We start from the raw sequence: 16,359 nt of genomic DNA, 5'->3' as shown, positions 1-16,359 counted from the left end.
TTCAAAGCGTTCTAGCAAGGGCCAGGAGCTGGTCGGTGGCCTTGCCCCAGCCCTCGTGAAAGCCCATCGCCTCGTGTTCCTTGCGCGCCTCGACGCTCCAGTGCATGGCGCGCGCGGTGTAGCGGGTCTGGCCGGCGCCCGCGTCCTCGAACAGCACCTCGGCCGCCATGAAGGCGCGCGACGAAGGCCGCCAGCCGGGGCGAAAGGCGTCGGTGAACACCAGACGCTCCTTCTCCACCACCTCGAGAAAGACGCCGGCCTCCCCGAACTGCTCGCCGTCCGGGCCGTTCATCAGCGTGAAGAACTCTCCGCCGGGGCGCAGGTCGATCCGCGCCTCCGAAACGTACCAGGGCTTGGGGCAGAACCACTGCTTGAGAAGTTCGGGCTCGACCCAGCAGCGCCAGAGCTTGTCACGCGGCACATCCAGGGTGCGGGTCAGAACGAGATCGCTCTCGGCATCAGTCATGGGTGCTCCCTTTCGGTTCGGGCTGCGAGAAGAGCAGCGTGAGATAGCGCTTCAGGTGATCGACGCTTTCCAGCGCGACGGCGCGCTCGCCCGTCGCCTTCGCGAGGATGAAAGCACCCTGGAGGACGGCCTGGGTGTGTGCCGCGAGGCTCGCCGGGGTCCAGTCGGCTTCGATCCGGCGCGCCTTCATGGCCGCCGCGATATCCGGTTCGAGCGTCGCGGCGTGACCGAAGATGCTGGCGGCGCAAGCCTCGCGGATCGCGGGATACGACTCGTAGACCTCCTGCGCCATGGTCCCGACGAGACAGGTGAACGCGGCGAGTTCGCCGTCGATGATCGACTTGCGGAATTCGACATAGCCGAGCAGTCGGTCGAACGGGTCCTCAAGCCGGTGATAGGGCGCGCCCTCGAAGAACGCCGAGGTCGTCTCCGCCCAGTAGGCGGCGGCGGCGATGCCGAGCGCCTCCTTGTTCTCGAAATGATGAAAGAACGCGCCCTTCGTGACTCCGGCCGCCTTGCAGAGGTCGTCGACCGAGGTCGCCGCAAAGCCCTTGGCCCGTACGACGTCCCGCGCCGCTTCGAGGAGGCGGGTGCGGGCGTCGCCGCGCTCGGGGTGATGTTTCGTGGGTCTCGGCATGCCCGCATAAATACCGTACGGTTGGTATGTTTGTCAACAGGCCGGGGCCTGAGGCGCAGTGACCAAGCCGTTCGCAGCATTCGTGTGTTACACACGGACGTTGCAGCCATTGAGGGGAGCGCTCCGCGTGAGCACCGGGTTGATTGCACTGCTGGACGATGTGGTCGGGTTGGCGAAGGTCGCCGCCGCCTCGCTCGACGATGCCGCCGCGCAGGCGACGAAGGCCGGCGCCAAGGCCGCCGGGGTCGTCGTCGACGACGCGGCGGTGACGCCCCGCTACGTGGTTGGCTTCACGGCGGACCGGGAATTGCCCATCGTCGGGCGAATCGCTGTGGGCTCCCTGAAGAACAAGCTGCTGTACCTGCTGCCGGCGGCGCTGGTGCTCAGCCTCGTGGCGCCATGGGCGATCACCCCGCTGCTGATGTTGGGCGGCGCCTTCCTCTGCTACGAGGGGGCGGAGAAGGTTTACGAGGCGCTGTGGCCGCACGCCGAACACCACGGCACAGGCGGACAGGTCCCCGAACCGGGCCAGGACGCCACTGGCCTGGAGGAGGAAAAGGTCGCCAGCGCGATCAAGACCGACCTGATCCTGTCGGCCGAGATCATGGCGATCACGCTGTCCACCGTTGCGGCCGAGACCTCCTCCTTCTGGTCGCAGGCGATCATCCTCGCCATTGTTGGCACCGGGATCACCATCGTGGTCTATGGGTCGGTGGCCCTGATCGTGAAGGCGGACGACGCGGGCGTGGCCTTGGCGCAAAACGGCCGGCCGGCGTCCAGCCTGCTCGGCCTGCGCGATTCCGGCGCCGGGGAGGCGGGCGGCGCCGACCGGGCGCTGCGCCCCCTGACCCAGGGGATCGGCCGCGCCCTGGTCTATGGCATGCCCTTCTTCCTCAAGCTGCTCAGCATCGTCGGGACGGCCGCGATGCTGTGGGTCGGCGGGGGCATCATCGTCCACGGGCTGGAGGGCTACGGCGTCCCGGCCATCGGGCACGCGATCCACAACGTCGCCGTGGCCATCGGCCACGCCGTGCCGGCTGGTGCTGCGGCGGTGGAATGGCTGGTGACGGCCGCCGGGTCGGGCCTGTTCGGCCTTGCCGTCGGCGCGGTTCTGATCCCCCTCGTCCACAAGGTCGTGGCGCCGCTGTTCCGAAAGCTGCCGCTGTTCCGAACGCAGAAAGGCTGACGCCTGTTTTCGGGACCGCGCAGTACCCACCTTGCCGGTATGGGCGGCACGCTGCCGCCCACCGAAGGAGACCTGAATGCCATCGTCCAACGACTGGCGCATCCCGCCGGAGTTCCAGCCCGATCCCGGCGATCTGGCCTACGATCTGGAGCAGGCGCTTGCCTCCGTGGTGTCCCTGCGCGCGACCGTTCCGGAAGACGCCTATACGGCGGAGGCGCTGGGAACCGAACGGGCGGGTCAAGGCGCCGTGATTCGCGACGACGGGCTGGTGCTGACCATCGGCTACCTGATCGTTGAGGCCGAGGAGGTCTGGCTGACCACCAACGAGGGCCGCGCCGCACGGGGGCATGTCGTGGCCTACGATCACGTCACCGGCTTCGGCCTCGTCCAGGCGCTGTCGCCGCTCGGCGCGCCGGCCCTGCGGCTCGGCGACTCCCGCCGCGCGGAAGCGGGAGAGCCGGTGGTGGTCGGCGGGGCCGGCGGGCGCCATCACTCCCTGTCGGCCCAGGTGGTCGCCCGGCAGGAGTTCGCCGGCTATTGGGAATATCTGCTCGACGACGCCATCTTCACCGCCCCCGCCCACCCGAACTGGGGCGGGACGGCGCTGCTTGGCGCGCAGGGCGAGTTGCTCGGCATCGGGTCGCTCCAGCTGCAATACCGGGTGCAGGGCGGGCGCGTCATGCCCCTGAACATGAGCGTGCCCATCGACCTGCTGAAGCCCATTCTGGACGACATGCTGACGCTGGGCCGGGTCAGCGGACCGTCGCGCCCCTGGCTCGGCCTCTACGCCACGGAGGACGAGCGGTCGCGCATCGTGCTGGTCGGGCTGGCCGGCGACGGCCCGGCGCAGAAGGCCGAATTGCGCGCCGGCGACACCGTGCGAGCGGTCGCCGGCACTCCGGTCGCCTCGTTGGCGGAGTTCTATCGAGCTTTGTGGGCGCTCGGCTCGGCCGGGGTGGATGTGCCGCTGACCCTGGAGCGCGAGGGCGACGTCTTCGACGTGCGGATCGGGTCAGCCGACCGCAACGATTATCTGAAGGTCGGCCCCCGGCATTAATCCGGCGTTGATTGATCCGGCGTTGATTCAGGCGGGGACGACCACCTGCTTGCGCACCAGTTCGGCGAAGGCCTCCGGCGGCATGGGGCGGCCGAACAGATAGCCCTGCAACAGGTCGCAGCCAACCGACACCAGGAAATCGTGCTGCTCCGGCGTCTCCACGCCCTCCGCCACGGTGACGAGGCCAAGACCGTGCGCCATACCCACGGCGGCGCGGACCAGGGCGTTGTTCTTGACGTTCTCCGGCACGTCGATGACGAAGGCCCGGTCGATCTTCAGCTTGGACACCGGCAACTGCTGCACGTAGCTGAGCGACGAATAGCCGGAGCCGAAGTCGTCGATGGCCACCTGCACGCCGATCGAGGCCAGCTCGGTCAGCGTCCGCACGGCGGCCTTCAGGTCGCGGACCGCCGCCTGCTCGGTGATCTCCAGCCCAAGGCGGGCGTGGAGCGACGGGCTCTGGCTCAGCAGCTCTTCCAGCCGGTGGGTCAGGTTGCCGCGCAGGAACTGCTGGCCGGAGATGTTGATGAACACCCGCTCGGGCAGCACGCCGTCCTTGTCCCACAGCGCCATCTGCCGGACGACCGTGGACAGGACCCAGTCGGTGATGGGAACGATCAGGCCGCTTTCCTCGGCCACCGGGATGAACTCGCCCGGCGACACCGGACCCAGCGTGTGGTGCGTCCAGCGCAGCAGCGCCTCGGCGCTGACCACGCGACCGGATTTTCCCTCGACGATGGGCTGGTAGACCATGTGCAGCTCGTTCCGCTCGATGGCGTGGGCGAGGTGCATGGTCAGCAGCATGCGCCGCGTCGCCGCGGCGGCCATTTCCGGCGTGTAGAAGCAGACGGCGTTGCCGCCGTCATGCTGCGCCGCCTGGAGCGCTAGCTTCGCTTTGGCGTTCAACTCTTCCAGGGTGTTGATGTCGCCGTCCTGCACGGCGGCGCCGATGGACAGGCGCAGCCGCACCCAATGGCGGTCGGCGTAGATGGAGGCGGTCAGCCGGTCGTGCAGCACGTCGGCAAGATTCTGCGCGTGTTCCGCGCTGTCCACCCGCGACAGGGCTGCGAACTCGTCGGCGGCGATGCGGCAGACGTAGGTCTGCTGGGGCAGCACCTCGGTCACGCGGCTGACCATGGCCTTCAGTGCCGCGTCGCCGACGTGGAAGCCGAACGCCTCGTTGATGTCGCTGAACTGGTCCACGTCGAGCGTGTAGAGCGCGAAATGCCCCTGCCCCTCGCCCGACGGCGTTTGGGTCAGCACCGCCTCGCACTCTTCCAGAAAAGCGGTGCGGGTCAGCACGCCGGTCAGCGGATCGTGCCTCGCCAGATAGGAGGCGCGCTGCTCCGCCGCCAGCCGGTCGGAAATGTCGCGCAGGATGCCGACGAAGGTGACCTCCCGTCCCAGCTTGGCCTGCCCCACGCTGAGGTGGATGGGAAAAACGGAACCGTCCTTGCGCTTACCGAGCGAATCGCGACCGATGCCGATGATCTTGGCGCGGTCGGTTTCCAGGTAGGTGTGGATGTACTTGTCGTGGTCCCGCGCAAAGGGTGTGGGCATCAGCACCGACAGGTTCCGCCCGATCAGCTCGGCCTCGTCATAGCCGAACATGGTGCAGCAGGCTTGGTTGATCGTCTGGATGATGCCGCGCCGGTCGGCCACGACGACGCCGTCCACCGCCGCGTCCAGCAGAGTCGCCACGAAGGGATCCCGCCGTGTCACGAACTCCGCGATGCGTTCGGGATCGGTCACGTCCTGGAACACGCCGAGGAAGCCGCCGACCGCTCCCTCCCCGTCCCGATGCGGTACGACGCAGCCGGTCAGGACCGCGCGGCGGCCATTCGCGTGGTCGACAACACAATCCACCGGAGCCGCCGTGCCGGTCTCCGCCGCACTGTCGAGGGCGCGGACGATGGCGCGTGTGAAGGCGTGGTCAAGATCGGCAAGGTTCTGGCCGAGCAGCGTGTCCGGCGTGCGCCCCACGGCGGCGGCGAAGCGTTCGTCGCTGTGCAGGCAGCGGCGTTCGCCGTCCAGATAGACCAGCGCGAAAGCCGCGTGATCGAGGAAGCTGGACGCCAGGGACGCCAGGAAATCCGGGGCGCGCGGCAGGGCTGGGACACGTGGTCCGCCGGGGTCCTCATGCTGTGCCGCAGGCTCTTTGGACAAAACCGAATCCGCTTTCCAAGATGGCTCCGGTCGGGACCGGGGCAAAGAATACCGTAGCCGAGTTGTCATTATGACCGCTCACGGTCCGTTTTCCAACGATTCGGAGCGAGTCCATACCTCTCATTGCGAATGTTCGCCGCCAGTTCGCGCAACCTCCGCGCGGACCTGCTGGCCCAAGCCTCCGGGCGATAGTAATTTTAGTCCAAAGTCTTAGCCCGTTCGGTATAGACGAGCGCCGAAAATCGATCAACCCATCCGGGCGTTTTGTCACGGGAACGGCCAGATCGATACGGCGCAGTCAATGGGCAAGCCGTCAATGGGCAAGCAGCACCGGACAGCCGACCGCGTGGCTCAGCACATACCGCGTCGCGCCGCCCAGGACGATTTCGCGCAGGCGGCTGTGCCCATAGCCGCCCATGACCAGCAATCCGGCGCCCTGCTCCCTGGCCGCCAGCGCCAGCGCCTCGCCGACCGACCGTCCTTCCCGGCCGACTTTCCGGATCGAGGATTGGACGCCGTGCCACGCCAGATGCTCGGCAAGCCGTTCAGGATCGGAAGGGATCCGGCCGGTGATCGCTGAAGTCAGGCTGTTCACCACCCCCTGCTCCACAACCAGAATGGAGACAGTGGACGCGCGGGCGATGAAATCCCATGCCCCCGCCACGGCCCGCACCGCCGATGGGCTGCCGTTCCACGCGATGGCCACGCTGTCCAGCCGGGTCATCCCGCCACCCGCCAACAGCACGGGGCGGCCGGATTCGAACAGGGCGCCTTCCAGCACGCCCAACGGTTCCGGTGCGCCGGCCGGACGCGCCAGCACCGTCAAGTCGGCGAACCGCGCCTCCGCCGCCAGCAGATACGGGCCCTCACCGACGAGTTCGCGCCACCGGGCGGTCATGCCGTCCGCACGCCTGTCGGAGATCGCGGCCGAAGCATCCGCGGCGGCCTGCTCGAAGGTCCGCCGGGCCGTCGCGGCGGTCTCCACCGCCTTCCGTTCCGCCTCCGCAGCGATCGACTCGATCGCCTCCAGCGACATCCCCTCGCCATGGACCGGCAGGCCACGGCGCGGATCGCGCCGGATGTGCAGGACATCGACATGCGCGGAAAACGGCTGCGCGAGATCGAAGGCATCTGCCAACAGGTTCGCGTCCGAGGCGCTTCCGCTGGCCAGGGTAAGGATGTGCTTGATCATCGGTCCCTCCGGTAGCCCGGCACCACCTTGGTTTCCATGACGGAACGGCGGCGTCAGCCCGTGGCGATGTCGATGCGGCGCTTGGACGGCTGGCTCGGCTCCGTCTTGGGCAGGGTGATGGTGAGCACGCCGTTCTTCATGCTGGCCGCGATGGCGTCGCGGTTGACATTGGCCGGCAGCCGGAACGAGCGCGCGCACATGCCGTAGCGCCGTTCGGAGAAGTAACGGTTGGCGCCTTTCTCCTCAGTCTCGTCGGTCTTCTCCGCCTTGATGGTCAACAGATCGTCCTGAAGGTCGATGTTCACCGCCTTCTCGTCCATGCCCGGCATTTCCAGGCACACCCGGTACTCGCTCTCGCGCTCCTCGACCTCGGCCGGCGGCGTGAAGGCCGTAACCGCGTCGGAGCGCAGCAGCGGGTCCATCCCGAAGGACGAGCGCGGCCCCCAGGGGAAGCGGAACATCGAGGAGGCTTCGTCGAACAGGCGGTCGAACTCGTCACGCAGGGCCATCAGCGGGTGCCGGTTGCGTTCGGCCAACTGCCGCGCCGCCGTGCCGGTGGGGGTGTCCTGCCTGGTGTCCTGCCTGGACTTATCCGTCAGCTTCGTGTCGGCCATGGCTTCCTCCTGTTTCTTGATCGGATGAAGTCGTCACGGCTTCCAGTATCGCGCCAATGGCGCGGCGGTGCATTAACCTGGATTAAACGCCCCTTCCCCATGGATGTTTGCGATCTGCGCGAAGGCTTGGCGACGGGCCGCGACACCGTCAGCTCGCCCCGGATCGCCGTCGGCGCCACCTTCGCCTTGAACTCCGCCCGATGTCGCCTCCGTTTCCCCGTTATCGGGTTCGGCCTTCCTCGTGGGCGAACCGAGCTTAGCCGACTGTGCTTAGCCGACTGTTCGGGAACCGGAGATCACGTCACTACCCGTCGATCCGCAGGTATATACGGCAGACAAGCCCCGTTTCCTCCCAGGCCAACGCGACGCGACCCTGGTGCTGTCCGGCAATCACACGCTCCAACAACCGGGTTCCAAAGCCTTGGCGCTGCGGACGCCGGACAACCGGCCCGCCCGCTTCGCGCCACTCCAGACAGAGTTCCCGTCCGGCGTCCGACGCATCGAGGCTGGCCGTCAGAGTAATCCACCCGCCCGGCACGGACAGTGCGCCGTACTTGGTCGCGTTGGTGGCCAGTTCATGCAGAGCCAAAGCCAGATTCGACGCCACGTGCGCGGCAATCGGGGAGTCCACGAGGGCCACCCGCATCCGGCTCTCGGTGCCGACGAAAGGAGCAAGCGCCGAGCTGACCAGTTCCGAAAGGGCAACCGCTCCGTTCACCGGACCGATTGCCAAAAGATCTTGGGCCGCGGCGAGTGTCCGGATGCGCCCGATGAAACGCTTCTGGAACTCCGGCACCGACGGCGCGCTCTTGGCCGTTTGCGCGGCCAGCGCCTCGACCATGGCGAACATGTTCTTGAGCCGGTGGCGCAACTCAGCAGTGAGCAGGCGCTCCCGCTCCTCCAGCCGTCGCTGCTCCGTCACCTCGCGGACGATGACGCCGACAGCGATCACGGTCCCGTCCGCTGCCTTCAAGGGATAAAAGTCCTCGATCCAATCGCGCTCGATTGAGGGCTGAGCTGGCGTGCTTCCATGCAACTCGATTCCGAGAACCGGCTCTCCCGTGTCGAACACTCGACGGAACAGGGGTTCGGCCGCCTCGCGAAGGGTTGGAACGACGTCCCAGGCGTAGCGGCCGAGATGTTCTTCCACCGACGGGCCGTTTATCGCGGCGAGCGCCTCGTTGACCCGCAGGAAGCGCAGATCGCGATCGAACAGGCCCAAGCCGATGGGGGCTGTGCGGTACAAGGTTTCGACCTCGAGAAGCTGCAGCCGCGCGCGCGCCTCGCTTTCACGCAACGCCTCTTCCGAGCGGCGGCGCCGCGTCACGTCGTTGCCTTGAACGAAGATGCCGGAGACCGTTCCGTCCAGGTCAACGATCGGCTGGTACACGAAATCCAGAAAAAGCTCCTCAAGCGGCTGTCCCGGCTGGCGCTGCAGGCGAACCTGCATGTCATGCCCAACGAACGGGCGCCCGGATGTCAGCACGCCGTCGAGCAACTCAAGGAACCCCTGCTCCCGGATCTCCGGAAGAGCGTCGACGACGGGTTTGTCGATGATGTCGCTGCGGCCGACGATCGCGCAGTAGGCATCGTTTGCCAGTTCGAAGACGTGCTCCGGTCCTCTCAGAACGGCAATGAATCCCGGCACCTGCCGGAAAAGCTCACGCAAGCGTCGGCGCTCGGCGTCCAACGTGCGGTTTTCCTCTTGAACGGCCTGCGCACGCTGGAAGAGCCCGGCCTCGATCGTCGCCAAAGCCCCCCGGGGCTCGTTGCCGGTGGTGCCCTTGGCGGCCTCCCGCAGGCGCTGAAGTTCCGTGACGTCGTTCGTCTGCTGAAGGATGAAACGAACCCTGCCCTGCTCGTCGAGAACGGGCGTGTGGGTGGCGCTCCAGTACCGCTCTTCGAAGGCCATGCCGTCTGCGGTTGGAATGGCATACCGGATGAGCGCCAGGGTATCCGGCTGGCATCGTTCCAGGACCCGCGTGAGAGAGGCGCGAAGGAGCGCTGCGCTGGCATCATCGGGATCGTGGGGGCCGGGAGGAAACGCCTCGAAGATGTGCCGCCCGGCCAAACTCGGGAAGTCGCGTCCGGTGACCTGCAGATACGCGGCGTTAGCCCAGACGTAGCGCAGTTCCCGATCCAGCAGCATGTAGGGGTGCGGCACCGCCTCAAGCAGCGCCTTGAAGTCGACGCCGGAAAATTCTGAAAGCATCGGCTCTATTTTTGGTTGCGGACTGTCGGCGAGAATGCGTTTTGGGCTAATGGCCATTGTAACGGCCGCCCCCGGATCAAACCACTGTCACCTAAAGGATGACCGCACCCTCCCGCCATCCGCCAAACGGAATAATCCGTACGCGGTCCGGCCAGGACCGTGCTTCGAAACGTCCATGAACCATGCCGGGTTTGCCGGTTTTCATTCCCACGTCTCACGCTTCCCGGTTCGCCACATCGGGCGACCGGCTGCCGGGCACTCGGCACTGGGCAAATCCGCCGCCGGTTTGCCGAACAGATAGCCCTGCCCACAGCGGATGCCAAGCTGGCGCAGACAGTGGAGTTGCTCGTCCGTCTCGATCTGCTCGGCAATCAATTCGGTAATGATGTGCCGGGCGATTTCGACGATGGAGTGCAGGATTGCCCGATTGCGGTTGCTAACTGGAACTGGCCGATCTCGACCCGGAGTATGTCGGGGCGCCGCCCAGCTTGGGCTCCTGGACGCGGGGCCTGCTGATCCGGCATCGTCCTGCCGATGGCGAGTTGGCTTTGTTCACGACCGGGTGCCCCGAAGGCACCTCTGTGGAAACGTTGGTGCGGGTCGAGGGGCGAAGATAGGCGCTCGAGGACGCTTTTGAGACGGCAAAGAATGAACTCGGGCTGGACCACAACGAGACGCGGAGCTGGCATGGCTGGCGTCGGCACGTCTCGCTGGTGATAATCGCCTTCGCGTTGCTCTTGGTGGTCCGTCACAATGGTCCGTCACAAGGCCGATGTGCTCGCCGCGCTCCAAAAACAGCAAGGAAAGTTCTCTGCCTATGGTCCGGTGGCCGATGCAGGAGATCCGTCGCGTTGCCAACCGCTTAGCTCAGCGACGGATCGAACCGGCCGTAGTGATCGCACAGTCCGCCTGGAGGCGATGCCATCAGACCATCACCAACGAGGCCCACAGACGCAGGGCGCAATTGTAATGCTAAACATACACGTCGCCGAAAGCCCGTTCCCCTTTAGCAGGTTCGAACTTCAGGGTCGCGCCGATAAGCAAGGCGTAGAACAGCGCCACGCCCGATATGACAACCCAGCCCGGAATGGGACCGATGTCGGCGTTCGCCAGGATCTCCTGAAATGAATGGATGAAGGTCAGCCGACCCGCGGTCGCTTGAAGATGGATGGAGGAAATCTTCAACAGCCATGCGATCAGGATGATAAGGAAGATCCAGACATAGGTGCGCCGCAGGCGTCGCGACACGGCCTGCCCGAAGCCGATCGAGAATTCCGGATTGCGGAGTTCTTCGGCTAGCCCACGTCCCCAGTCGGGATCGAGGACGCCGTCGGGGGAAAAGACGGCTGCGTAGTAATTGCGCTCAAGCCTGCGGATTCTGTTGCGGTAAAAATCAAAGAACCGGTAGCGGCGTGCTTCGATGACCAGCATGAAGCCGGCCAGCATCATGGCGAAGATCAGAACGCTATGGTGCGCGTTCGGCGTGGAAAGCGAAAACGACAGCATGCCCGCCACCACGGTGATGGCCCAGTTCGTCGTCCGGTCGATACGATCGCGCCAGCTCAGGCCGCGCCCCATTTCTCCCCGATAGAAGTGGACAAAAAGGTTCACGAATTCTACGGAGCTTCGCGGCAAGGCCGGGGGCACAGAAACAAGTATCCGATCCTGATCGATGTCAGCTCTCATTACAGCCTCTGTTGCAACGCACTCCTCCGATGGGACAGACCGAAGGAGAAAGCCAGTGCGGGCATGACGCCCGCGGCCCTGTTCGGAACGCTACAGGATGGTGGATCGGGGCGGCGGGCCAAGGCCGAATGGCTGGCCCGCCGCCACTCTACTTGAGCAACGCGGCCTGATAGTCGGGCCGGGCCGCCGCCAGGGGCTTGGCACGTGCTGCGAAGCGGCGCCGGCTGGCCTCCGGGTTGATGATCAGAAGGCCGACGACGGCGGTGACGATGGCCAGGACGCCGGCAACCGCGAAGCCATTGTCGTAGCCCACGGCGTGGGTGGCCCCGCTTTGGATGAAGGTTCCCATCAGCGCCGGAGCAATCAACCCGCCCGTGGTGGCAAGCGCGCTGTTGATGGACATCATGCTGGGCCTTTGGGAATCCGGCACGATCTCGCCGACGATGGCCGAACTCAGGACAAAGGTGATCTGCGGAAAATTGCAGCCCGCCGCCAGGAAAATCACTTTCAGAAGAGGTTCCTCGACACCGTAGACGGACAGGAATATGAACGCACCGCCCAGCGCCACGAAGCCGCAGCTCAGCCACGCGCGGGCGCGGGCCGACGCCACGCCGCTTTTCAGCATCCTCTCGGACAGCCAGGAGCCGATCAGCACGATCGGAATGTTGAACGCTGTGAAGACCATGAACATCCAGCCGGTCTCAGTGGCTCCAAAATTCAGAACCGTGCTGAGATACGAAGGCGTCCACGTGAACATGATCGAGAAAATCCAATACGTGGTCCAGTAGAGAGCCATGTTCCCAAGGAATGTTCCATCGGTCAGAAGCGTCCAATAAGGCACGTAGGAGACCGCTTCGCCTTTGGTCAGCTTGGAATCGTCGCTCGTCACCTGGCCTTCGGCACCGACAATCATCCACAGAACCATCCAGACAAGGCTGGCGATACCCAGGGCCAAGAAGGCGGCGTGCCAGCTCCAACGGACCACGATGTAGGTCAGGAGCGGACCGGAGATCAGCAGCCCAGCGGTCACGCCTTGGAAGATGACGGCCGATGGCAGATTGCGCCGGTCGTTCGGAAACCACTTGTAGCAGGCGTGCAGGGCGAGCGGATAAGCAGGACCTTCTCCGGCGCCGAGGAGGATGCGGGACGCATACAGCAAGGGGACCGAGGCGGTGAACGCAAGCGGAAACTGGGAAATTCCCCAGATGGCCGCCAACACGAGCAGGATGGTTTTCGAGGATACCCGGTTGGCAACGAAACCAAAGCCGACCGCCGATATGGAGAACAGCAGGAAAAAGCTGCTGGCGATCATGCCGAATTCCGACGGCGATATGTGCAGCTCCTCCATGAGCGACTTGGCGACGATTCCCAAGATCGCCTTGTCCATGAAGTTGATGACCATAAACAGTGCCAAAGCCAATGTGATTAGCCAGCCGCGAAGATTTGTACTTCGAATGTGCGACATCTCTACCCTCCCTGGGCATTTTGGCTATGATTTTTAGCTCGCTTCGCGCGAGTGGCGTGGGGCAAGAAAGCGCCATTGCATCTTGCCCCTGTCATTTTCGAGAGATCGGCGCTTCGGCCGAAAACGTCCCGACAAGACCGGCTTCATCTTTTGTTGTGGACGCCTTGCCTCTTCCGATCACCTTGAAGGGATTGGGTCGAAGGCAAGCCCGCTCGCCCAACGCCTTATTCTCAAGGGCGGTCCTTTGACGCACTCGCAAATTCGGCCCGGCGAGAGCGCCGGGCCAACTCCGGCAAGGTTGCGAGCCCGGTGCCCCCCTTATGCGACAGTCATCGGAAGCGGCTTGTCATAGCTATAGTGCTATATAGTTATTCCGTCAAGCAGTTTCCGATACTGACGATCCGGCCGATAGGGCCGCAGGCCGCGACATCACCATCCGCTCAGTCGAAGCGGTGCACGGCCCCCGGTGCCGGTGAGAAACCCAAGTCGCCGCGCTCGATCACCGCGTGGCGACCGCCATGTTCCTCCAGCAACTGGGCTTGGCGGGCCCTGGCGCGGCGATCGACCTCAACCGGGTCGCAGATGGCATAAAGACGCTGGCGGCATTCCTCCAGCACCAAGCCGTAACGCGGCTCCGTCGCCAGATCGGTGATTTCCTCCGGATCGGTGTGGAGGTCGAACAGCTGGGCGGGATAGTCGATGTAGTGGATGTACTTGAAACGACCGTGCCGGATCATGAAGGCACCGGTCGTCGAACCCATGCCATGGTATTCCGCCATCACGTTGCGGTCCGGGTCTTTGCCCCCCGCGAGGTCAAACAGGGACGTTCCGGGGAAGCCGTCGCGCAATGCCGGTTCCCGGTTGCCGACCGCGTCCAAGATGAATGGATACACGTCCACGTGGCTCGCCGGCGTGTCGATTACGCTGCCCTTCGGCACGTCCTTCCCGGCGATGATCAGCGGCACGCCGGCAGCCTCCTCGAACAGCGTGGACTTGCCCCACAGGCCCCGCGTGCCGAGGTTGTCGCCATGGTCCGCGGTGTAGACGATCCTGGTGTTGCCCGAGAGGCCGGTGTCGTCCAGCGTGTTGACGATTTTACCAACGTTTTCGTCGAGGAAGGAGCACAGCCCGTAATAGCCGGCGATCGCCTTCTTCACCGTTTCCCGGTCGAAGTAATCGTCGTAGTTGAAGCTGCTGCGATAATCCCTGAGGTAGGGGTGATCGGGCCGCTCCGGCTTTTCATACAGCTTGGGCAGCGGCAAGTCCTGTTCGTAGTAGCGGTAGTAATGCTCGGGCGGGGCGGTCAGCGGGAAATGCGGGCACACGAAGGAGACGAACAGGACCCACGGCTTTTCCGGACGCCGCCGGGCTGCCTCGCGCAACCAGATCTGCGCGCGCGCCGCGATTTCGCGGTCATAGAAGGTGTACTGGCTTTCGCCGGGGCCTGCGTAGCCGGCCATCTTGTACGCGCCCTTGCGAACCGGAAGCTCGCTGCGCACCAGCCCCATCAGGTCCCCCTTGCCCTCGATGATGTGCATCGGGACGATTTCCTGGCTGAAGCCGTGATCCTCCTCCGGCTGGCGGAAGTGCAGCTTGCCGATCGACACGACCTCGTGCCCGCGTTCGCGCAGCTTGTGATGCCAGCTGGGGATCGCCCCGTCATAGGCGTCGGCGTTGTCCCAGTAACCGATCTCGTGGATGTATTTGCCGACGGCGAAGGATGCGCGGGCGGGAATGCACACCGGGCTGGTGCAGTAGGCCGACGAAAATCGCGTTCCGGACGCGGCCAAGGCATCGAGATTCGGCGTCTTGACGATTTCATGGCCATAGCAGCCCAAGGCCTTCGACGAATGCTCGTCCGACATGATGATGACGAGATTCTGCGGTTCGGTTTCCATGAGGACTCCTGTGATTCGATTGGCTGGGACCGGAGGTCTTCGCTCCGCGCCCCTTTGGTTCACGACTGGCGGGCGAAACCGTCCCGTTTCAGGAATTGGCAGCCACGCCGATGTCCGCGTTGGGCGCCGAACGGACGATGGAGCGAGCCAGGCTGGCGGAAGCGCTGTCGGCGGCGTCGGCACGGGCGTCGGCGCGGATCATGTCCGCCGCCTTCTCGCCGATCACCATGGCTCCGGCGTTGGTGTTGCCGGACAGCAGCAGCGGCATGATCGAGGCGTCGGCCACGCGCAGGCCGGTCACGCCGCGCACCCTCAGTTGCGGATCGACCACCGCGTCGGCGTCGGCCCCCATGCGGCACGTGCCCACCGGGTGGAAGATCGTGGTCGCGTAGTCGCGCAGGAAGGCCAATGTTTCATCGTCGGAGGCCACGCCGGGACCGGGGCGGTATTCCGACTCGATGTAGGGCGACAGCGAACGCGACGCGGCGATGCGGCGGGCCAGCCGCACGCCGGCCAGCATGGTGGCCCGGTCCTCGTCGGTGGCCAGATAGTTGAACCGGAAGGCCGGCGGATCGAGCGGGCTGGACGAGCGCAGCGTCACCGCGCCACGGCTGGTCGGGCGAAGCTGACACACCGACATGGTGAAGCCGGAGAAATCATGCGGCTTGCCCGCCGTCATGTCGGCGCTGATGGTGCCGAAGTGGAACTGGATGTCCGGCCTCTCCACCCCGGGGCAGGCCTTCGCGAACATCCCGCCGAGCTGGATGCCGGCCGCGACCGGCCCTTCCTTGCGGACGATCCAGCGCATGCCGATTTTCGCCTGGCCCCACAGCGTGCGCAGATCGTCGTTGGTGGTGATCGGCCGGGTGCAGCGGTAGATGAGCCGTGCCTGCAAATGGTCCTGCAGATTGCGCCCCACCTCTGGCCGGTGATGGACGACGGGAATGCCCTTGGCTCCCAGCTCTTCCGCGTCCCCGATGCCCGACAGCAGAAGCAGCTGCGGCGACTGGAAGGCCCCGGCGCTGAGGATGACCTCCCGGTTCACGCGGGCTTCCATGGGCTGATCGCCACGGAGGTAGCGCACGCCCACGGCCCGCTTGCCTTCGAAGATAATGCCGGTGGCCTGCGCCTCCGTCTCGACGGCGAGGTTGTCGCGTCCGCGCAACGGGCGCAGATACGCTTTCGCGGCCGAGCAGCGCAGGCCGTTGTGCGTCGTCAGCTGAAAATATCCGGCGCCCTCCTGGCGGGCACCGTTGAAATCATCGGTCCGTGGAATGCCCAACTCGGCGGCACCGCCGATGAAGGCTTCCACCAGCTCGTGGCGCCCTCGGATGTCGGACACCCGCAGGGGGCCGTGGCCACCATGATAATCGCTTTCCCCGCGCTCGTTGCCTTCGGAACGTTTGAAGTAGGGAAGGATGTCGCGCCACCCCCACCCGTCGTTCCCCAGCGCCTGCCACGCGTCGAAATCCTCCGCCTGCCCGCGAATGTAGACCAGACCGTTGATCGAGCTGGAACCGCCGAGCGTGCGGCCGCGCGGCTGGTAGATCCTTCGCCCGCTCAAATGCGGCTCGGGCTCGGAATGGAATTGCCAGTTGACCTGGGGGTCGAACATCGTCTTGCCGTAGCCGATGGGGATGTGAATCCACATCTTGCGGTCGGGGATGCCGGCCTCCAGCAACAGCACGCGGCTGGTGCCGTCCTCGGCCAGCCGCGCCGCCAGCGCGCAGCCGGCCGATCCGGCCCCGACGACGATGTAGTCGAATATGCGCATGTCGTG

Annotated in this window: 13 protein-coding genes and 1 pseudogene; 3 read left to right on the top strand and 11 right to left on the bottom strand. The window is 65.4% G+C overall.

Features of this window, described 5'->3' with window-relative positions; all coding sequences use genetic code 11:
• Position 1 precedes the first annotated feature (1 nt).
• Together J2852_RS27425 and J2852_RS27420 are read right to left on the bottom strand one after the other, a co-directional pair.
• Positions 2 to 466, bottom strand: a complete 465-nt coding sequence (locus J2852_RS27425; protein WP_209881832.1) for an SRPBCC family protein — start codon at positions 464 to 466, stop codon at positions 2 to 4.
• Positions 459 to 1,103 (bottom strand): TetR/AcrR family transcriptional regulator, encoded by a 645-nt coding sequence (locus J2852_RS27420; protein ID WP_211112359.1) that lies wholly within the window; start codon positions 1,101 to 1,103, stop codon positions 459 to 461. The genes J2852_RS27425 and J2852_RS27420 overlap by 8 nt, the downstream gene beginning before the upstream one ends.
• Before the next feature lie 127 nt (positions 1,104 to 1,230).
• Between J2852_RS27420 and J2852_RS27415 the strand changes: the two genes are divergently transcribed.
• The gene (locus J2852_RS27415; RefSeq protein ID WP_209881830.1) at positions 1,231 to 2,289 is read left to right on the top strand and encodes a DUF808 domain-containing protein; all 1,059 of its coding nucleotides are present in this window, start codon (positions 1,231 to 1,233) and stop codon (positions 2,287 to 2,289) included.
• A gap of 76 nt (positions 2,290 to 2,365) precedes the next feature.
• Positions 2,366 to 3,346 carry a S1C family serine protease gene (locus tag J2852_RS27410; RefSeq protein WP_209881828.1) on the top strand — a complete coding sequence of 327 codons (981 nt, stop codon included), beginning with the start codon at positions 2,366 to 2,368 and terminating at the stop codon, positions 3,344 to 3,346.
• 27 nt (positions 3,347 to 3,373) lie between these two features.
• On the opposite strand, the gene J2852_RS27405 is transcribed toward J2852_RS27410, so the two are convergent.
• From J2852_RS27405 to J2852_RS27385, 5 genes are all read right to left on the bottom strand, one after another.
• The gene (locus tag J2852_RS27405; protein WP_246500027.1) at positions 3,374 to 5,512 is read right to left on the bottom strand and encodes a putative bifunctional diguanylate cyclase/phosphodiesterase; all 2,139 of its coding nucleotides are present in this window, start codon (positions 5,510 to 5,512) and stop codon (positions 3,374 to 3,376) included.
• Between the two features lie 313 nt (positions 5,513 to 5,825).
• Complete coding sequence (locus tag J2852_RS27400; protein WP_209881824.1) at positions 5,826 to 6,704, bottom strand: universal stress protein; 879 nt, start codon at positions 6,702 to 6,704, stop codon at positions 5,826 to 5,828.
• 53 nt (positions 6,705 to 6,757) lie between these two features.
• A complete protein-coding gene (locus tag J2852_RS27395) occupies positions 6,758 to 7,318 on the bottom strand; it encodes an Hsp20/alpha crystallin family protein (protein WP_209881822.1) in 561 nt (186 codons plus the stop codon).
• 304 nt (positions 7,319 to 7,622) lie between these two features.
• Positions 7,623 to 9,587: a PAS domain-containing protein gene (locus J2852_RS27390; RefSeq protein WP_209881820.1), complete on the bottom strand. Its 1,965-nt coding sequence runs from the start codon at positions 9,585 to 9,587 to the stop codon at positions 7,623 to 7,625.
• Between the two features lie 144 nt (positions 9,588 to 9,731).
• The gene (locus tag J2852_RS27385) at positions 9,732 to 9,914 is read right to left on the bottom strand and encodes a hypothetical protein (protein ID WP_343206835.1); all 183 of its coding nucleotides are present in this window, start codon (positions 9,912 to 9,914) and stop codon (positions 9,732 to 9,734) included.
• A 59-nt stretch (positions 9,915 to 9,973) separates the two neighbouring features.
• On the opposite strand from J2852_RS27385, the pseudogene J2852_RS32440 reads away from it, so the two are divergent.
• Positions 9,974 to 10,396, top strand: a pseudogene (locus J2852_RS32440) (IS701 family transposase); the annotation flags it as partial.
• A gap of 106 nt (positions 10,397 to 10,502) precedes the next feature.
• On the opposite strand, the gene J2852_RS27375 reads toward J2852_RS32440, so the two are convergent.
• From J2852_RS27375 to J2852_RS27360, 4 genes are all read right to left on the bottom strand, one after another.
• Positions 10,503 to 11,216: a DUF2270 domain-containing protein gene (locus J2852_RS27375; protein WP_209881818.1), complete on the bottom strand. Its 714-nt coding sequence runs from the start codon at positions 11,214 to 11,216 to the stop codon at positions 10,503 to 10,505.
• A 148-nt stretch (positions 11,217 to 11,364) separates the two neighbouring features.
• The gene (locus J2852_RS27370; protein ID WP_209881816.1) at positions 11,365 to 12,681 is read right to left on the bottom strand and encodes an MFS transporter; all 1,317 of its coding nucleotides are present in this window, start codon (positions 12,679 to 12,681) and stop codon (positions 11,365 to 11,367) included.
• A gap of 440 nt (positions 12,682 to 13,121) precedes the next feature.
• Positions 13,122 to 14,579: a sulfatase family protein gene (locus J2852_RS27365; protein ID WP_209881814.1), complete on the bottom strand. Its 1,458-nt coding sequence runs from the start codon at positions 14,577 to 14,579 to the stop codon at positions 13,122 to 13,124.
• An 88-nt stretch (positions 14,580 to 14,667) separates the two neighbouring features.
• A complete protein-coding gene (locus J2852_RS27360; RefSeq protein ID WP_209881812.1) occupies positions 14,668 to 16,353 on the bottom strand; it encodes a GMC family oxidoreductase in 1,686 nt (561 codons plus the stop codon).
• Positions 16,354 to 16,359: the final 6 nt, after the last annotated feature.

Source organism: Azospirillum soli, assembly GCF_017876165.1.
Classification (GTDB): Bacteria; Pseudomonadota; Alphaproteobacteria; order Azospirillales; family Azospirillaceae; genus Azospirillum; species Azospirillum soli.
This window is presented reverse-complemented; position numbering and strand designations above follow the sequence as displayed.

Bases quoted from the DNA above. Each gene is read 5' to 3' on its own strand.
- J2852_RS27425 (WP_209881832.1), bottom strand. From the start codon at position 466: ATGACTGATGCCGAGAGCGATCTCGTTCTGACCCGCACCCTGGATGTG.
- J2852_RS27420 (WP_211112359.1), bottom strand. From the start codon at position 1,103: ATGCCGAGACCCACGAAACATCACCCCGAGCGCGGCGACGCCCGCACC.
- J2852_RS27410 (WP_209881828.1), top strand. From the start codon at position 2,366: ATGCCATCGTCCAACGACTGGCGCATCCCGCCGGAGTTCCAGCCCGAT.
- J2852_RS27400 (WP_209881824.1), bottom strand. From the start codon at position 6,704: ATGATCAAGCACATCCTTACCCTGGCCAGCGGAAGCGCCTCGGACGCG.
- J2852_RS27395 (WP_209881822.1), bottom strand. From the start codon at position 7,318: ATGGCCGACACGAAGCTGACGGATAAGTCCAGGCAGGACACCAGGCAG.
- J2852_RS27390 (WP_209881820.1), bottom strand. From the start codon at position 9,587: ATGGCCATTAGCCCAAAACGCATTCTCGCCGACAGTCCGCAACCAAAA.
- J2852_RS27375 (WP_209881818.1), bottom strand. From the start codon at position 11,216: ATGAGAGCTGACATCGATCAGGATCGGATACTTGTTTCTGTGCCCCCG.
- J2852_RS27370 (WP_209881816.1), bottom strand. From the start codon at position 12,681: ATGTCGCACATTCGAAGTACAAATCTTCGCGGCTGGCTAATCACATTG.
- J2852_RS27365 (WP_209881814.1), bottom strand. From the start codon at position 14,579: ATGGAAACCGAACCGCAGAATCTCGTCATCATCATGTCGGACGAGCAT.
- J2852_RS27360 (WP_209881812.1), bottom strand. From the start codon at position 16,353: ATGCGCATATTCGACTACATCGTCGTCGGGGCCGGATCGGCCGGCTGC.